Genomic DNA, 15,092 nt, shown 5'->3' on the forward strand with positions numbered 1-15,092 from the left:
CATTCTCCTTGGTTAAATTTTAAACAGGTCAATCGTTTTTTTAAGCTGCTCTGACAATTGGCTTAAACCACCTGCACTGGCATTGACCTGCATGCTGTTGGCTGACATCTCGGTTGCTGCCTGGTTTACCTCGGCAATATCTTTGGCAATTTCCCTTGCCACTGTCGAACTCTGGGTCACATTTTCGGTCACGTCCTGAATCCCCTGGGCAGCCTGGATCACATTGGAAGCGATTTCTCTGGTCGTGACCGACTGCTCCTCCACAGATGCTGCAACCGTGTCGATCATCTCATTGACGGTCTTGATGGCAAAGGTGATCTCTTCGATTTCAGAAACCGTCTGACGGGTTGAGTCTTGAATGGTTTCAATTTTCTGCTTGATTTCCATGGTGGCTTCTGCTGTTTGTCTTGCCAAGGTTTTGATTTCCCCTGCCACCACAGCAAATCCTTTGCCGGCTTCCCCGGACCGGGCCGCTTCAATGGTGGCGTTTAACGCCAGCAGGTTGGTCTGCTCTGAAATTTCATTAATGGTCTCAACCACCTTTCCGATTTTCTGGGCAGACTTGCTTAACTGATCTATATTTATAGATGCTTTCTTTGTCCTGTCCACGGCCTGGTTACTTGAGTTCCTAGTTTTTTCGGTGTTTTGGGCAATCTCATTAATGGTAGATTTCATCTCTTCAGCGGCTGAAGACACCATGCTGATATTGGTTGATGACTGCTCGGCTGCAGCAGCCACAGAGGACAGATTGGAACTCATCTCTTCTGCTGCCGCTGCAACCGTGCCGGATTTAACAGACATTTTATCCGCGCCGTCACTCATCTTTTTTGAAATGGCAAAAAGTTCGCTGGAAGAAGTGTGAAGCTTTTTTGAATTTCCGGAAATATCCGTAATAATGCCATGGAGCTTTTGAACAAAGCTATTAAACCACTTGCCCAGACTGCCGATCTCATCCTTGCTCTTCACTGTCAGGCGTTTGGTTAAATCGCCTTCACCCTCTGCCGCATCCTTGAGTCCTGCAACAACGTCACTGATGGATCTATTGATCGAACGGGCAAGCAGCAAGGCCAGGGCAACCGCAATAAAGGCAGCAAAAAGACCGACCGCGTTAAAAAGCGTTTTCATGTACGACGCATGTTGATATACGGATTCGCTGATTTTAAAAACCTCTTCCTTTTTACCGTCTATTTTGTCTTCTTCAGCATTGATTCTCGTTTTTTTAGCATTGATCTCCACAATGGCATCTTGGATACGTTTTTCTTGAAGATCCTGGAGTTGCTCACTAATGACCCGTACCGCAGTAAAAGCCTTAAAAGCAGAACCCCTTTCACTTGCCTTGCGCGCAAATCGGGATTTACCCGGCGTATTGGCCAGCTTTGCCACATATTGGGTTTTCTGTGTCCAAAAATCTACGGCCTTGAGATAACTGGCAAAAAGGATCTTGATTTCCTCGGTTTCGAAACTCTCAGACGCTTTTTTCATCCTCTCTGCAGCCTGGTGGATGTTTTCCGAACTGGCTTTTTTGGCAGCCTCTATTTCCGGAGGCTCACTGGCGACAAGGGACATTTTTTCGGCAATAACGGCTTGGGTCAGGTCCCTGTCCGCCTCAATCATCAGTTTAATACTATTTTGGAGGTTCTGGAGCCGGACAACATCATCATTGATTAGGGGAAGCATTTCGTTGGAGATAAGCGGGGTTATTTGCTTCTCGATCAGCACCACAAATTGGTCATTTACAATGTGCCTCAAATCTTTCGTCAAATTTTCCAGAGCCCACTGCCCAAAAGCGATCAATATAAAGAGAGAAATAAGGGGCACTCCAATAATAATCATTATTTTCCGATTCAAACTCAATTTATATCCTCCAATTTTATAACAAAATTTTCCTATAAATTTGAGAATCCTACAAAAATTTGAACGTATTGGCAACACAATTCTTGGACTTGATCATAACTTCGGCCACTTTGTGCTCATCCTTGCAGAACCTGAAAATACCGATGAAATTACAATAGGTTGACAGTACCCTGAATCGTGTTTTCTCACGAGTGGGCCATCTTATGATCAAGCTCTTGATTTCGAATGGCTCGGACGGATTATATATTAAAGTTACGCTTGATTTTCGCTGCCAGGGATGTTTTATCTCATCTCAAAGGACAACCGGTGGGCACAAAAATCGTGCCCACCCTACCGCACTGAAAGGCTATCCGCTTTTGTGTAACCCCATGCGGTGTATTAAAAGACGGTTACGCGCCGATAATTGTCACGTTGATTTTCCGGGTTCTGGGCCCGTCGAACTCGCAGAAAAAAAGACTTTGCCAGGTTCCCAGAACCAGATTTTTATTCTCAAGGGCAACGGTTTCAGACGGCCCGAACAGGCTGACCTTTATGTGGGCCGCTGAATTGCCTTCCATGTGCTTGAAATTGTCATCAAAGGGGATCACCTTGTTGATACAGGATAAAATATCCCCGGGCACTGCCGGATCTGCATTTTCATTAATGGTCACAGCACCTGTGGTGTGCATGGAAAACACATGCACAAGTCCGTTGCTTATGCCGGACTGCCGGACAATGTCCCGGACCTGGCCGGTGATATCTATCATCTGGGTCCTGGCCCCGGTTTTAATTGAAAACTGCATCTGTTCAGCCTCCCCTTTGATCCTTGGTAAATTACATTTCCAGGGCGGTTTTTACGATGTTGTCCACGGAAAAACCAAATTCCTTGAGCACCGTACCGCCGGGGGCTGATGCGCCGAACCGTTCAATGCTGATGCTCTTGCCCTGGCTGCCTGCATACTTTTCCCACCCCATGGAAATGCCGGCTTCGACGGTCAGCCGTTTGGTAACCGTGGCAGGGAAAATTCTTTCTTTATATGCCTCAGGTGCTTTTTCAAATAATTCCCAGGAGAGCAGGGAGACCACAGAGGCCTTGATATGATGCTCTTTTTCCAGCACCTCGGCCGCAGCCACGCTGATATGGACTTCCGAACCCGTGGCAATGATGAGCATATCAGGGGTCTTGCCCGCACTTTTTACGGTGTATCCGCCCCATATCATATCCCCGTCTGAATTGGACAGATCCAGGGTGGGCAGTTTCTGCCGGGAAAGAATCAGTGCCGTGGGGCTGTTCAGGGTACCCAGGGCCTTTTTCCAGGCAAAGGCTGTTTCATTGGCATCTGCCGGACGGATCACGGTAAGGCCGGGAATGGCCCGCAGCGCCGCCACATGCTCCACCGGCTGGTGGGTGGGACCGTCTTCGCCCACAGCCACGGAGTCATGGGTAAACACATAGATGATGGGCAGATGCATCAGGGATGCCACCCGGATGGCCGGCCGCATGTAGTCGGAAAACACCAGGAAGGTACCGCCAAAGGGCCGGACCCCGCCATGCAGGTACATGCCGCTCATGATGGCACCCATGGCATGCTCCCGGACCCCGAAACGGATGTTTCTGCCGGCCCAGGCTTCTTTCTGGAATTCCCCGGCCCAGGTCATGTAGGTTTTATTGGAAGGCGCAAGGTCGGCAGATCCGCCCATCAAAGCCGGCAGGTTCGGTGCGATGGCGTTGAGCACCTTGCCTGAGGCCGCCCGGGTGGCAACTGGCCCGTCCCCGGGCTTGAACACAGGGATATCCTTGTCCCATCCGTTGGTTAAAAATCCTGTGATGGCATCCACAAACAGATTGGCGTCTTCGGGGTACAGGGTCTTAAATTTTGTGAATGCCTCCTGCCAGTTGTTTTCATACTGCTCCCCATATGCAAGTGCCTTGCGCGTGTTTTCCAGAACGTCGTCCGGCACATAAAAATCCTTATCTTCAGGCAGACCATAGAATTTTTTCACCACCTTGATCTCTTCTTCACCCAGGGGTGAACCGTGGGCATCCGGTGTATCCTGCTTGCTGGGGCTGCCATAGGCGATATGCGTACTGATTTTTATCAACGAGGGCCGGGACACGTCATCCCTGGCTGCCTGAACCGCTTTTTCAATGGCATTCAGGTCGTTGCCGTCCGCCACCTCAAGCACATGCCAGTTCATGGCCTCAAATTTGGCCCTGGTGTTTTCGGTGAATGTGATGCCGGTTTTGCCTTCAATGGTGATTTCATTGTCATCATAGATGAGGATCAGACGTCCAAGGCCCAGATGCCCTGCCAGGGAAACGGCCTCCTGGGCCACCCCTTCCATGAGATCCCCGTCGCCGCAGATCGCGTAGGTGTAATGATCAATCACACTCTGCCCATTCTTGTTGAACCGGTCCGCCATATGGCGTTCGGCAATGGCCATGCCCACGGCATTGGCCACGCCCTGTCCCAGGGGGCCGGTGGTGGTTTCCACGCCCGAAGTTTCACCATACTCGGGATGCCCCGGGGTTTTGGAGCCCCACTGTCTGAATTTTTTTAAGTCATCCAGGGTCAGCCCGTAGCCAAACAGATATAAAAGCGCGTACAACAAAGAGGAGGCATGCCCGCCCGACAGAACAAAACGGTCCCGGTTGACCCAGGATGGATTGGCTGGATTCTGTTTTAAAAAGTGTTTGAAAACCACATAGGCAGCAGGTGCCAGGCCCATGGGGGCACCGGGATGCCCGGAGTTGGCTTTCTGTACCATGTCCATGCACAGGGCGCGGATGGTGTTAATGGTGAGCTGGTCTTGGTTGTTGTTTTCGGCATCAGCCATGGATATATCTCCTGTAAATAGTCAAAAAAGTTATAAAGCTCTCATATGTTCGGGTTTCAACGGAATTTTTCCGTCCAGGGCCTGGGATATAAGTTCAAGTGTTTTTTCTTTATCCCGGGGCAAATGCGCACGCACGGGCAAATAATTGGATGCATGGTTGGCGTGGAAAAGGCCGTCTGTCAGGTTGGTGGCGGCAATCATGGCACCCAGTTCGGTGAGCATCTCCTCTGGCCCGGGCAGTTGAAAGTCTCCGTTGACATACTGGTCATGCAGTTCTGTTCCGGGGATGAGCATCAGGCTTAACGCACCTACAAAATCAGGGTCCATGGCCGTGAGCACCCTGCCGGTTTCCCTGGCATGGTCCAAAGACCCTTTGCGGCCGCCAAGCCCAAGCAGCACTGTCACCGAGACCTTGATACCGGCCTTTTTCAACTTTTTTCCCATGGTGACCATTGTATCTGCATCCGCACCCTTGCAGATGGCCCCAAGCACCTTGTTGTCACCGGATTCAAGGCCCATGTAAGCGATCTTGATACCAAGCTTGTGAAGCAGGGCCAGCTCCTCATCGGTTTTCATTTTGATGCTTTTGGTGTTGGCATAAACGCCCACCCGCTCCACCCAGGGCAGCCGCTCCCGGATCCGTTCAAGGATGGGGACCAGGCGCCGCATGGGAATAACCAGGGCATCCCCGTCACACAGAAACAAGCGGTTCTGCCGCCGGCAGTACTTGCTGGCAAATTCAATGTCCTCAAAGATCACATCATCTTTTTTGATGTTGAACCGTTTTCCCCGATAGGTTCCGCAAAATGTGCATTTGTTATGGGAACAGCCCAATGTGACCTGGAGCAATATACTGTCCGCCTCGCTGGGAGGCCTGATAACCATGCCTTCGTAGTGCATTTGTGTATCCCCTTGTATCCCCTTAAAAATTTAGGCCATTATATTTATCAGGTATGATGTAAAAATTCAATGTATCAACCGCAAATCCGAAGGCTGTCAGCGGCCCCTTAGTTTTTGCTTGACTTCAAGTGGGTTTCTTTATAATAATCCACCCTAATAAAGACATGCTCAACAAACAATTATGCTTAGATAAACAAAAGATTTTTATACATGATTAAATTGTTTTGGTGGATTTCCCATGTTTAAAGTAAAGACCAAATTCCGGCTGCTCTCCTCGCTGCACATGTTGATCCCGGTGATGATTGTTGTTTTCTTTACCAGGAACACGCCTTTTTTTTTCGATACTGCCTTTCAAATTGCCTTGACCATATGCCTGGGCCTGATACTTTTCAATACCATGTTCAGTCCTTTTCTTTTCGGGCTTCAATGGCTTTTTTTCAAGCAGATCCAGCAGATCGTTTCCCTGTGTACGGATATACAGCACGGCAGATACAGATATTTTATTATCCCCAATGAACCGGTTGAACCAGGCGATGAAAATGAATTGATTTCCCTGATGCGCAGCATGAACTGGATGGTCCATCAGATTGAACGCCGGGAAGAGCTTCTGGAAAGACAGGTGGCCGAACGCACCCGGGAACTTGAAAACATCAATGCCGAACTTACGGTGGCCCGGGATGCGGCAAAGGCATCGTCCAATGCAAAAGGGCAGTTCCTTGCCACCATGAGCCATGAAATCCGGACCCCCATGAATGCCATCACCGGCATGAGCGAGCTTATGCTCAAAGCCGGCCTTTCGCCCCAGATGAACGAGTATGCAACCATCATCAATACGTCTTCAAAGGATCTGCTAAAGATCATTAATGACATTCTGGATTTTTCAAAAATAGATGCGGGAAAGCTTGACATCGAAGTGGTTCCGGTGAATTTGCGAGACCTTTTAGAAGAGGTGGCGGATGTCTTCAAACACAGCCTTGCCCAAAAATCGGTGGAGCTCATTACAGATATCCATGAAACTGTGCCGCGCCAGATAAAAACCGATCCCCTTCGTTTAAAACAGGTGATGATCAATCTGGTGTCAAATGCGGTGAAATTTACCCATGAAGGAGAGGTCCTGATCCGGGTAACCGCCCGGAATCAGGAAAATGGCACCGGATTTTATCTGGACGTTTCCATCCATGATACCGGCATTGGTATGGATCAGCAGACATTGGATCATCTCTTTCACGCATTTACCCAGGCAGACGGGTCCACCTCCAGGAAATTCGGCGGCACCGGACTGGGACTTGCCATATCAAAAAATCTGGTGGCATTGATGGGGGGACAGATTTCCGTGTCCAGCACCAAAGGGAAAGGTTCGTGTTTTTCCTTTACCATTCATGTCCAACGCGCAGAAGAGAATGATTTTATCCCGGTTGGCCGGCGCGCAGAGTTAAAGGGCAAATCCGTTCTTCTATCTGTAAAAAATGCCACCACCGGCAGAGTGCTTGAAAGGTTCTTATCCTTGTTCGGATTCAAGGTGACTGAAAGGTTTGGCGTACTCAAAAAAAAGGAGGAGGTTGCAGCCATCTGCCATGATCCGGTTAAGTTTGATTTGATGGTGCTGGATCTGGAATTGTTTGGACACACCGGGCTGCCGCCGGAATTTCGCCAGATCAGTTCAGACGCTTTCCCGCCGGTGATTGCCATTGGTTCCATTGGCACCGGGACTGCTTTGAACCGGTTGCCGGCCATCCGGGCATTTCTTTCCAAACCTGTAAAGCAGTCTGCCTTGTTTGATGCGATCATGGAGTTGTTCTGTGAGGATCAAACGCTTTTTGAAGACAGCCCGGTGCTGCTTGGCGGCCAATATGCACTTCATGGCGCCTGCGTTCTTTTGGTGGAAGATAATCGAACCAACCAGACCCTTGCTGTTGAAATTTTAAGAGGCCAGGGTATTGATACGGTGGTCGCCGCTACCGGGGCCCAGGCCCTTGAGCGGTTGAAAAACAGAACGTTTGATGCGGTGCTCATGGATGTGGGGTTGCCGGATATGGACGGGTATGAGGCCACCCGTCTTATCCGGAAGCTTGGAAAGGCAGCAAATATTCCGGTCATCGCCATGACTGCCAATGCCCTTGCCCGGGACCGGGCCAAAGGGCTTGCAGCCGGCATGGATGAATATATAACCAAGCCCGTGGATGCGGATACCCTTTTCACAGTGCTGTCAAATATCCTTGGAAAACCGATAAAAACCGGAAACCATGTTTCAAAATCCGAAATTTTTGAAACTCATTCCCCCATGGAAGATCTGCCGGGGATTGATGTAAAAGATGCGGCAAAAAGGCTCAACGGAAACCATACCCTTTTATGCCGGGCCGTAGTTGATTATACCCTGGAAAACCAGCATACGATTTTTGAAATCAAAAAATTGATACAGGACGGCAATATCCCGGGCCTTCTGGCTGTGGTTCACCGCTTTAAGGGGGTCAGCCTGAATATATCCGCTGTGTGTCTCGGGCGCCTTCTGGCGAATTTTGAAAAAAAGATTAAGGATGAAAAAGAAAAGGATGAGCCAAAGCTCATGGCACTTAAAGCGGATCTGGCAGATATTGACACCCAGTTTTCCCTGATCTGCGCCACGGCTGAACGTATCAGGGAAAAAACAGACAAGAGGCCCGGGGAGGCCGGACCGTTTCCGGAACAGAAACTGTTCGATCAGATGGGTGACATGATGAAGAAAATGGGGGAGTTGCTTAAAAAAAACAGCCTGGATGCCAAGGTCCATGCGGTATCTTTTTCAAAGGAGCTGGAAGGCACTGTCTTTGCAGCGGATGCCGGTACCCTGGCCCTTCAAGTCAAACGCTTTGATTTTCCCAGTGCCCGCAAAACCTTTCAATGTCTGGAAACCGCGATCCGGAAGCAATCATGCCTAAGGCCATGATAAAACCGCCGCCAGGAAAAGGGTGAAACAGGTGACCGATTCTACCGAGTGTTTAAAGGAAAAAATCCTGATCGTTGATGATACCCCGGCCAATATCGATGTGCTGGGGGGCATTCTTGTCCGGGATTATGAGATCAGTGTGGCCATCAGCGGCCATATGGCACTGGATATTGTTTATTCCGGAGAAACCCCGGACCTGATTCTGCTTGATATTATGATGCCGGAGATGGACGGCTACGAGGTGGCAAGGCGTTTGAAATCCGACCAGTCCACCAGCCACATTCCCATTATTTTTGTCACCGCTAAAATTGATGAGGCAGATGAGGCTGTGGGGTTTGAGGCCGGGGCTGTGGATTACATCAGAAAACCGGTGAATGCGCCCATTACCCTTGCCCGTATCAAATCCCAGCTCGAGCTGAAGCGGTACAGGGACCAGCTGGCCCGGATGGTGGAAAAGAAAACTGACCAGGTGAAACACTCCCAAAGAGCCCTGGTGGAAGAAAAACAAAAACTGACACAGGTGCAGGGGGATCTTGAGGAAAAGTCCGCCCAGGCCCATAAAACCCAGACCTATTTCAGGGAGCTGTTCATGAATTCTCCCTACGGCATCGTTTTGATCGGCAGGGATCAAAAAATACTTAACAGCAACAAAGGTTTTTTTGACCTGTTTGGATACGCCTATTCAGAACTCAGTTATAATGAATTCCCGGCAAGCATGCTGGATGGCCGGTCCCAGGAAAAGATTGAAGATCTGGTGCAAAAGGCTTTGGAGGGCCGGACCGGCAAAACAGAAACCGGGTGCCGCCATAAAAACGGATTTGACATCCAGGTATCGGCCCTGGCGTATCCGGTTAAAATCGACGGTGTTGTCCAGGCCGTGTTTGTCTTTTACGAAGACATTACCCAGCGAAAACTGTTCGAACAAAAACTGCACCACCAGGCATTCCATGATGCCCTGACCGGGATAGCCAACCGGCGGTATTTCACAGAACAGCTTAACACCCTTCTGCAGATACAGAAAAAAAACTCAAGGTTCAGGTTCGCCGTTCTTCTCATTGATCTGGACCGGTTTAAAAATGTCAATGACTCCCTGGGCCATCAGGCCGGAGACCAGCTTTTAAAACTGGTGGCTGAAAAGATCAAGCAGTGCCTGCGGAACAATGACCTGTTGGCCCGGCTGGGCGGGGACGAGTTTGCCGTTCTGCTTTCCGATGTGGATTCCGACGAGCTGATCTCCGCCATTGCCGAACGGATTACAAAAGCGGCTGCATCTGCTTTCATGGTCAGCGGGCAGGAAGTCCGGATTTCCGCCAGTATCGGGGTGGTGACCCATACACAGGGGTATGATACAGCCGACAGTCTGATCCGGGACGCCGACCTTGCCATGTACCATGCCAAGGATTCGGGCAAAGCCCAGTTCCAATTTTTTTCCAGCCGGATGCACAAAAGCGCCCTGACTTGTCTTACCCTTGAAACCGAACTGAGAAAGGCCCTGGAGCGCCGGGAACTGGTATTATATTTTCAGCCCATCATAGATATCGCATCTGATACGCTGGAAGGATTTGAGGCCCTGATTCGCTGGCACCATCCCAGCCGGGGCCTGGTTCCCCCGGACCAGTTTATCCCCATTGCCGAGGAGACCGGGCTGATTCTTCCCATAGGGGACTGGGTCATTCGGGAGGGATGCCGGAAACTGGTACAGATCAAGGAAGACACCGGACAGTTGCTGACCATGAATCTTAATGTCTCCATCAGGCAATTTCTGCAGAATGATTTTGTCGACAAGCTTAAATGCGAGATTTCAAACGCCGGGCTCACCCCCCAGAATATTAAACTTGAGTTCACGGAATCCCTGTTAATGAAATATACGCAGCAGGCTGTGAGAAAACTGTATGCCCTGCGTGATCTTGGGGTCAAGCTGGCCATTGATGATTTCGGCACAGGCTACTCATCCCTGTCCTATTTGCAGCAGTTTCCCATTGACCAGATCAAGATTGACCGCTCCTTTATCAACGCCATGGACAACAAAGAGGAGAGCCGGAAAATTGTTAAATCCATCCTGGCCCTGGCCAGATCCCTGAATATATCCGCCGTGGCGGAAGGAGTGGAAACCCGGTCCCAGCTGGATCAACTGTCACATCTTTCCTGCGGCAGCGGCCAGGGTTATTTTATTGCCAAACCTATGCCCTGGGAGGATTTATACGATTTTATCGTGCAATATGGGAAAAAATAGCAACCGCAGATATTTTTCCGGGGGATCTGCGTAATGCTTTTGGGGGCCGGTTCAGGACCCATGCAGGCTATTTCTGGGTAGCGGTTTTCAGGGTATCCAACCCTTTCTCCGGTCCGAGCAGAATCAGGATATCGCCCTGGTTCAGAACGTGATCGGCCTGGGGGGAGAACCGTGTATTCCCGGCGTCCAGGCCTTTTATCGCAACGACCTGAACACCGTATTTATTGGTCAGGTTGATCTGTTTAAGACTTTTGCCCATAAATTTTTCAGGCACGGCCAGTTCAATGATGCCATACCCTTCCATAAACGGCAGATAATCTATGAGGCTGGGGTTGTCCAGTTTTTTCGCCATGGACAGGGCTGTGTCTTTTTCCGGGAAGATAATCTCTTTGACACCCAGCTTTTCCAAAACTTTTTTGTGGGGATCACTGATGGCTTTGGCCACAATATGCGGGATGCCAAGTTCCTGAAGGTTGAGCACCGCAAGGATGGAATCCCCGAGTACGGAACCAATGCCCACCACGGCTGTATCCACATTTTTGATGCCAAACTCTTTGAGGGTGGCCGCATCCGTGGCATCCGCAACCACCGCCTGGGTGACATGGTCTTTAATGGATTGTACCAGGACAGGGCTTTTATCTATGGCCATGACATCATGGCCCTTGCGGTATAAATGGGTGGCCAGGTGAAATCCGAAATTTCCCAGGCCGATAATCAGAAACTGTTTCATATACCCCTTTCTTCAACCAATCGCTATTCTTTCAACCGATCATATTTTTTTAACCGATCACTATTCTTTCAACCGATCATATTTTTTCAACCGACATATTTTTTTAACCGATCATTATATTTTCCTGGGCATAGGAAAATTTACTTGGTTTGCCTTTTCTGCTGACTGCCATGGCAATGCCCATGGGGCCTAAGCGCCCGATGAACATGATACATATAATAATCAGTTTGCCAATCCCTGAAAATCCGGACGTAATACCGGTGGACAGACCCACGGTGCCAAAGGCACTGACCACCTCATAGAGAATCTCAAGAAAGGCACCCCGGGTCTGAATATGGGAGACATCGCCGATCTCCGTCTGCTGGAGCAGCACCACGCCGATGACAATCACCAGCATACTGATGAGAATCAGGCTCACCGCCTTTGTTATACTGGCATCAGACACCCTGCGGTAAAAAATATGGGGATACTCCTGTCCCCGGAATCTGGAATATCCCAGGATGGCGATGGCAGATACGGTGGTCACCTTAACCCCGCCGCCGCAGGAGCCGGGGGCTGTGCCCACAAACATCAGAAGAATGCTGATAAAAAGCGTTTCATTGGTCAGGCTGCCAATGTCAAGGGTATTAAACCCGGCTGTACGGGTGTTTACGGCCTGGAAAAAAGAGGCCAGAAATTTGGCATGCAGGGGCAGCGTTTTAAGGGTGTTGGACCATTCCAGAATAAAAAATAACAGGGTGCTGCCGGCCAGCAGAATCAAAGTGGCAGTCAGCGTAAGCCGTGTGTGCAGACTGAGTTTTGACCAGCAGCGTTTTGAAAATGAAAATTTTTGCCGGATTTCCGCCATGACAATAAACCCGATCCCGCCAGTGATAATGAGAAAGCAGATATCAAGGTTGATCAGCCAGCCGCCGCCATACCGGGTAAAGCTGTCCGGAAACAGAGAAAAACCGGCGTTGCAGAATGCGCTGACCGAATGGAATGCCGCATAGCAGATGGCCTGGTCCACAGGAAAGCTGCAAAGAAAATCCGGCAGCATCAATGCCGCGCCGATCAGCTCAATGACAAATGTAAAGATCAGTATTTCTTTGACCAGTGAATATACGTTTTTTCCCTGGCCGTAACTGTAAGTATCCGAGAGCATCTGCCAGCCGGTCATGCCCACCCGTTTGCCAAGGGTGAGCAGGAACATGGTGGACAAAACCATGATGCCGATGCCGCCGGCCTGGATCAGCACCATGATCACTGCTTTGCCGAAAAAGGTGAAGGTGGAAGCTGTGTCCACCACGACAAGCCCTGTGACGCACACGGCGGAAGCTGATGTGAAAAGCGCATCAATAAAGCCCAGATGTCCTTTTTCAGTGGATGCAGGCAAAAGGAGCAAAAACGCGCCAAGCAGTATCAACACGGCATAGCTGAGCATGGAGACCCGGCCCGGGGACAGCACCTTCCCTTTCCGGGTGGGCTCCTTACGGTGCAGCAACGTCATATTCAGCCCAAATTGCGTTTTTAAAGAAATGAAAATCCATAATCATCCGGATGAACACTGCCTATAAAAATTAATCCGGCACTGTCTTTGGTTCGTTCATTTGCAAGACAGCACCGGAAACCATTGGCCCCAATATTACGCTGCCAGCCCATGAAAATCAAACTTCATTGACAATGCGGGGCTAAAATGGGCGCTTCAGGGTTAAAAGTCAACGACGATTTCTTCATAGGTCTTCCGCCATTTAGGTGGATCAAGTACAAGCCCGGATTTTTTGTATCCCACGGCAAGCAGCATTGTAATCCAGTATCTGTCAGGGATATTGAATGCTTTTTTTACGCCTTCATGGTCAAATCCGTCCATGGGATGGGAATCAAGGCCTAAACTCACAGCGGCATACATCAGGCTCATGGCAAAGAATCCCGCGTTTTTGGCAGCAAAGGCCAGGTTGGCATCCGGGCTCCAGTTGTATAAGGAATTTGTGGCGTTTAGGAACCAATCCCGTTGCGTCTCGGGCATACCAATTTTGACCATCTCCTGCCAGGTCCGTTCAAATCCGGGATGGCCCTGTTTCCATCCTTCTTTATCTGCCAGCACAATCATGATGACCGGGGCTTCAACGATTTTGGGCTGGTCCCAGGCCAGGGCTTTGAGCTGTTCCTTTTGCTCCCTGTTTTGAAGAACCATCAGGTTCCAGGGCTGGAGATTGAAGCTGGAAGGTGTATGACTGGCCAGTTCCACCATTTTTTTGATCTTTTCCCGGGGAACCTCTTTTTCAGGGTCAAAAAAGTTAATGGACCGTCTGTTTTCAGTAATCTGCTCAAAATTCATAATATTTCCCTATCTCCTGTTTCTTTTGAAGATTACATGCTTTTAATTACCCAAAACTTACTTTATGGGCATCATGCCCGGTAACACTGAAACATATACCAACTGTTTTACTTTTTGGGAATTTGCCTTTTCTTGTGGTTTTCATCAATGGCAACATACACAAATCGCGCTTCCGTAACTTGATAACGCGCCACACCGCAGGCGTTAAGTATGGGCTTGACCCACACTTCCAACTTCACTGTAATTGAGGTATTCCCTATCTTTTCCACGTAACCATAACAACAAAAGATATCGCCCACCTGAATGGGCTCGATAAACTTCATACCTTCCACGGCAATGGTCACCACACGTCCGCACGTCGCCTCCTTGGCCAGGATGCTCCCTGCAATATCCATCTGGGACATGACCCACCCCCCAAAAATATCTCCGTTTGGGTTGGTATCTGCCGGCATTGTCTGGGTCCGGAGAAGCAGGTCTCCCTGTGGCTGTTTTTTATCTTCCATGAATACCCTCTCTGATTAATTATGATCACTGTTTAAATTATATTCTATCTTGTGCGGGTGAAATGAAATAAGATCCTATATAAACCATATTTGATCAAGGGATCAATAGTAGACTTGTCAGGGGTAGACTTGTCAGGAGTAGACTTGTCAGGAAATCCTGACACAAAGGGCTACCTGATCAATCTGTTGTTCTAAATGTTGACATTCCCTCTGAAGACAACTGTATGTCTGTACAATAAAAGGAGGTATTATGCCAATACAAACTACATACACCCAAGCCAGGGCAAGTTTAGCGTCCTTGATGGATGAGGTTACGGCAAATAGAGAAGTCGTCATTATTCAGCGCCGTGGATGCGAAGATGTCGCCATGATAAGTGCAGACGAGCTTTCAGGTATCCTTGAAACAGTGCATCTTCTTCGCTCCCCTAAAAATGCCAAGCGACTCCTGACGACACTCAATAGGGTAAAAAAAGGCTCTGGTATCTCACAGACAATCGATGACCTTCGCGCTGAGATCGATTTTGAGTAAAAAAGCATCCAGTGTAAAAACGCAAAAAGAGTCTGTATTCCAACCTGAATTTAGAGATGATTTGAAATCTTGGGTTGAAACTGACCGAAAAACAGCGCTTCGTATCTTTCAGTTGATAGAATCGGTAATGCGGGATCCTTTTCAGGGAAGATGATGATGGTACCGCCTGGGCCGTGATAACAGGGATTCTGACTTGACCGCCGGAAAAACATCTGAAATGATAACCTGATGTTATGATCCTTGGCAGCTCCCGAGGTACAGATTGTAAGGGAGCCCATAATTCCCG

At 49.2% G+C, this 15,092-nt stretch carries 12 protein-coding genes; 4 read left to right on the forward strand and 8 right to left on the reverse strand.

Annotation, left to right across the window (positions count from 1 at the left end; genetic code table 11):
- Window positions 1-12: 12 nt before the first annotated feature.
- From Q366_RS20175 to Q366_RS07845, 4 genes are all read right to left on the reverse strand, one after another.
- Window positions 13-1,833 carry a methyl-accepting chemotaxis protein gene (locus tag Q366_RS20175; protein ID WP_051957899.1) on the reverse strand — a complete coding sequence of 607 codons (1,821 nt, stop codon included), beginning with the start codon at window positions 1,831-1,833 and terminating at the stop codon, window positions 13-15.
- A 410-nt stretch (window positions 1,834-2,243) separates the two neighbouring features.
- Window positions 2,244-2,636, reverse strand: coding sequence for a secondary thiamine-phosphate synthase enzyme YjbQ (locus Q366_RS07835; RefSeq protein WP_035237841.1), 393 nt, complete (start codon window positions 2,634-2,636; stop codon window positions 2,244-2,246).
- A 31-nt stretch (window positions 2,637-2,667) separates the two neighbouring features.
- The gene (gene tkt / locus Q366_RS07840) at window positions 2,668-4,671 is read right to left on the reverse strand and encodes a transketolase (protein WP_035237842.1); all 2,004 of its coding nucleotides are present in this window, start codon (window positions 4,669-4,671) and stop codon (window positions 2,668-2,670) included.
- Window positions 4,672-4,701: 30 nt separating this feature from the next.
- Window positions 4,702-5,571, reverse strand: a complete 870-nt coding sequence (locus tag Q366_RS07845) for a radical SAM protein (RefSeq protein WP_035237843.1) — start codon at window positions 5,569-5,571, stop codon at window positions 4,702-4,704.
- 238 nt (window positions 5,572-5,809) lie between these two features.
- Between Q366_RS07845 and Q366_RS20180 the strand changes: the two genes are divergently transcribed.
- On the forward strand, window positions 5,810-8,494 hold the full coding sequence (locus Q366_RS20180; protein ID WP_051957900.1) for a response regulator: 2,685 nt from the start codon (window positions 5,810-5,812) through the stop codon (window positions 8,492-8,494).
- Between the two features lie 31 nt (window positions 8,495-8,525).
- Window positions 8,526-10,727: an EAL domain-containing protein gene (locus Q366_RS07855; protein WP_169742942.1), complete on the forward strand. Its 2,202-nt coding sequence runs from the start codon at window positions 8,526-8,528 to the stop codon at window positions 10,725-10,727.
- A gap of 67 nt (window positions 10,728-10,794) precedes the next feature.
- On the opposite strand, the gene Q366_RS07860 is transcribed toward Q366_RS07855, so the two are convergent.
- From Q366_RS07860 to yciA, 4 genes are all read right to left on the reverse strand, one after another.
- Entirely contained in the window at window positions 10,795-11,457 is a 663-nt protein-coding gene (locus Q366_RS07860; RefSeq protein WP_035237844.1) for a potassium channel family protein, read from the reverse strand.
- 103 nt (window positions 11,458-11,560) lie between these two features.
- Complete coding sequence (locus Q366_RS07865) at window positions 11,561-12,946, reverse strand: TrkH family potassium uptake protein (protein ID WP_051957902.1); 1,386 nt, start codon at window positions 12,944-12,946, stop codon at window positions 11,561-11,563.
- 201 nt (window positions 12,947-13,147) lie between these two features.
- Window positions 13,148-13,774 carry a nitroreductase family protein gene (locus tag Q366_RS07870; RefSeq protein WP_035237845.1) on the reverse strand — a complete coding sequence of 209 codons (627 nt, stop codon included), beginning with the start codon at window positions 13,772-13,774 and terminating at the stop codon, window positions 13,148-13,150.
- Between the two features lie 107 nt (window positions 13,775-13,881).
- Window positions 13,882-14,277, reverse strand: coding sequence for an acyl-CoA thioester hydrolase YciA (yciA, locus tag Q366_RS07875; protein ID WP_035237846.1), 396 nt, complete (start codon window positions 14,275-14,277; stop codon window positions 13,882-13,884).
- Between the two features lie 250 nt (window positions 14,278-14,527).
- On the opposite strand from yciA, the gene Q366_RS07880 reads away from it, so the two are divergent.
- On the forward strand, window positions 14,528-14,806 hold the full coding sequence (locus Q366_RS07880) for a type II toxin-antitoxin system Phd/YefM family antitoxin (RefSeq protein WP_035237847.1): 279 nt from the start codon (window positions 14,528-14,530) through the stop codon (window positions 14,804-14,806).
- Window positions 14,775-14,960, forward strand: coding sequence for a type II toxin-antitoxin system YoeB family toxin (locus Q366_RS20795; RefSeq protein ID WP_084691749.1), 186 nt, complete (start codon window positions 14,775-14,777; stop codon window positions 14,958-14,960). The genes Q366_RS07880 and Q366_RS20795 overlap by 32 nt, the downstream gene beginning before the upstream one ends.
- Window positions 14,961-15,092 lie beyond the last annotated feature (132 nt).

It is taken from the genome of Desulfobacter vibrioformis DSM 8776 (genome assembly GCF_000745975.1).
GTDB classification, from domain to species: Bacteria; Desulfobacterota; Desulfobacteria; order Desulfobacterales; family Desulfobacteraceae; genus Desulfobacter; species Desulfobacter vibrioformis.

Bases quoted from the DNA above. Each gene is read 5' to 3' on its own strand.
- Q366_RS07880 (WP_035237847.1), top strand. From the start codon at position 14,528: ATGCCAATACAAACTACATACACCCAAGCCAGGGCAAGTTTAGCGTCC.
- Q366_RS20180 (WP_051957900.1), top strand. From the start codon at position 5,810: ATGTTTAAAGTAAAGACCAAATTCCGGCTGCTCTCCTCGCTGCACATG.
- Q366_RS07870 (WP_035237845.1), bottom strand. From the start codon at position 13,774: ATGAATTTTGAGCAGATTACTGAAAACAGACGGTCCATTAACTTTTTT.
- Q366_RS07835 (WP_035237841.1), bottom strand. From the start codon at position 2,636: ATGCAGTTTTCAATTAAAACCGGGGCCAGGACCCAGATGATAGATATC.
- Q366_RS07860 (WP_035237844.1), bottom strand. From the start codon at position 11,457: ATGAAACAGTTTCTGATTATCGGCCTGGGAAATTTCGGATTTCACCTG.
- Q366_RS07845 (WP_035237843.1), bottom strand. From the start codon at position 5,571: ATGCACTACGAAGGCATGGTTATCAGGCCTCCCAGCGAGGCGGACAGT.
- yciA (WP_035237846.1), bottom strand. From the start codon at position 14,277: ATGGAAGATAAAAAACAGCCACAGGGAGACCTGCTTCTCCGGACCCAG.
- Q366_RS07865 (WP_051957902.1), bottom strand. From the start codon at position 12,946: ATGACGTTGCTGCACCGTAAGGAGCCCACCCGGAAAGGGAAGGTGCTG.
- tkt (WP_035237842.1), bottom strand. From the start codon at position 4,671: ATGGCTGATGCCGAAAACAACAACCAAGACCAGCTCACCATTAACACC.
- Q366_RS20795 (WP_084691749.1), top strand. From the start codon at position 14,775: ATGACCTTCGCGCTGAGATCGATTTTGAGTAAAAAAGCATCCAGTGTA.
- Q366_RS20175 (WP_051957899.1), bottom strand. From the start codon at position 1,833: ATGATTATTATTGGAGTGCCCCTTATTTCTCTCTTTATATTGATCGCT.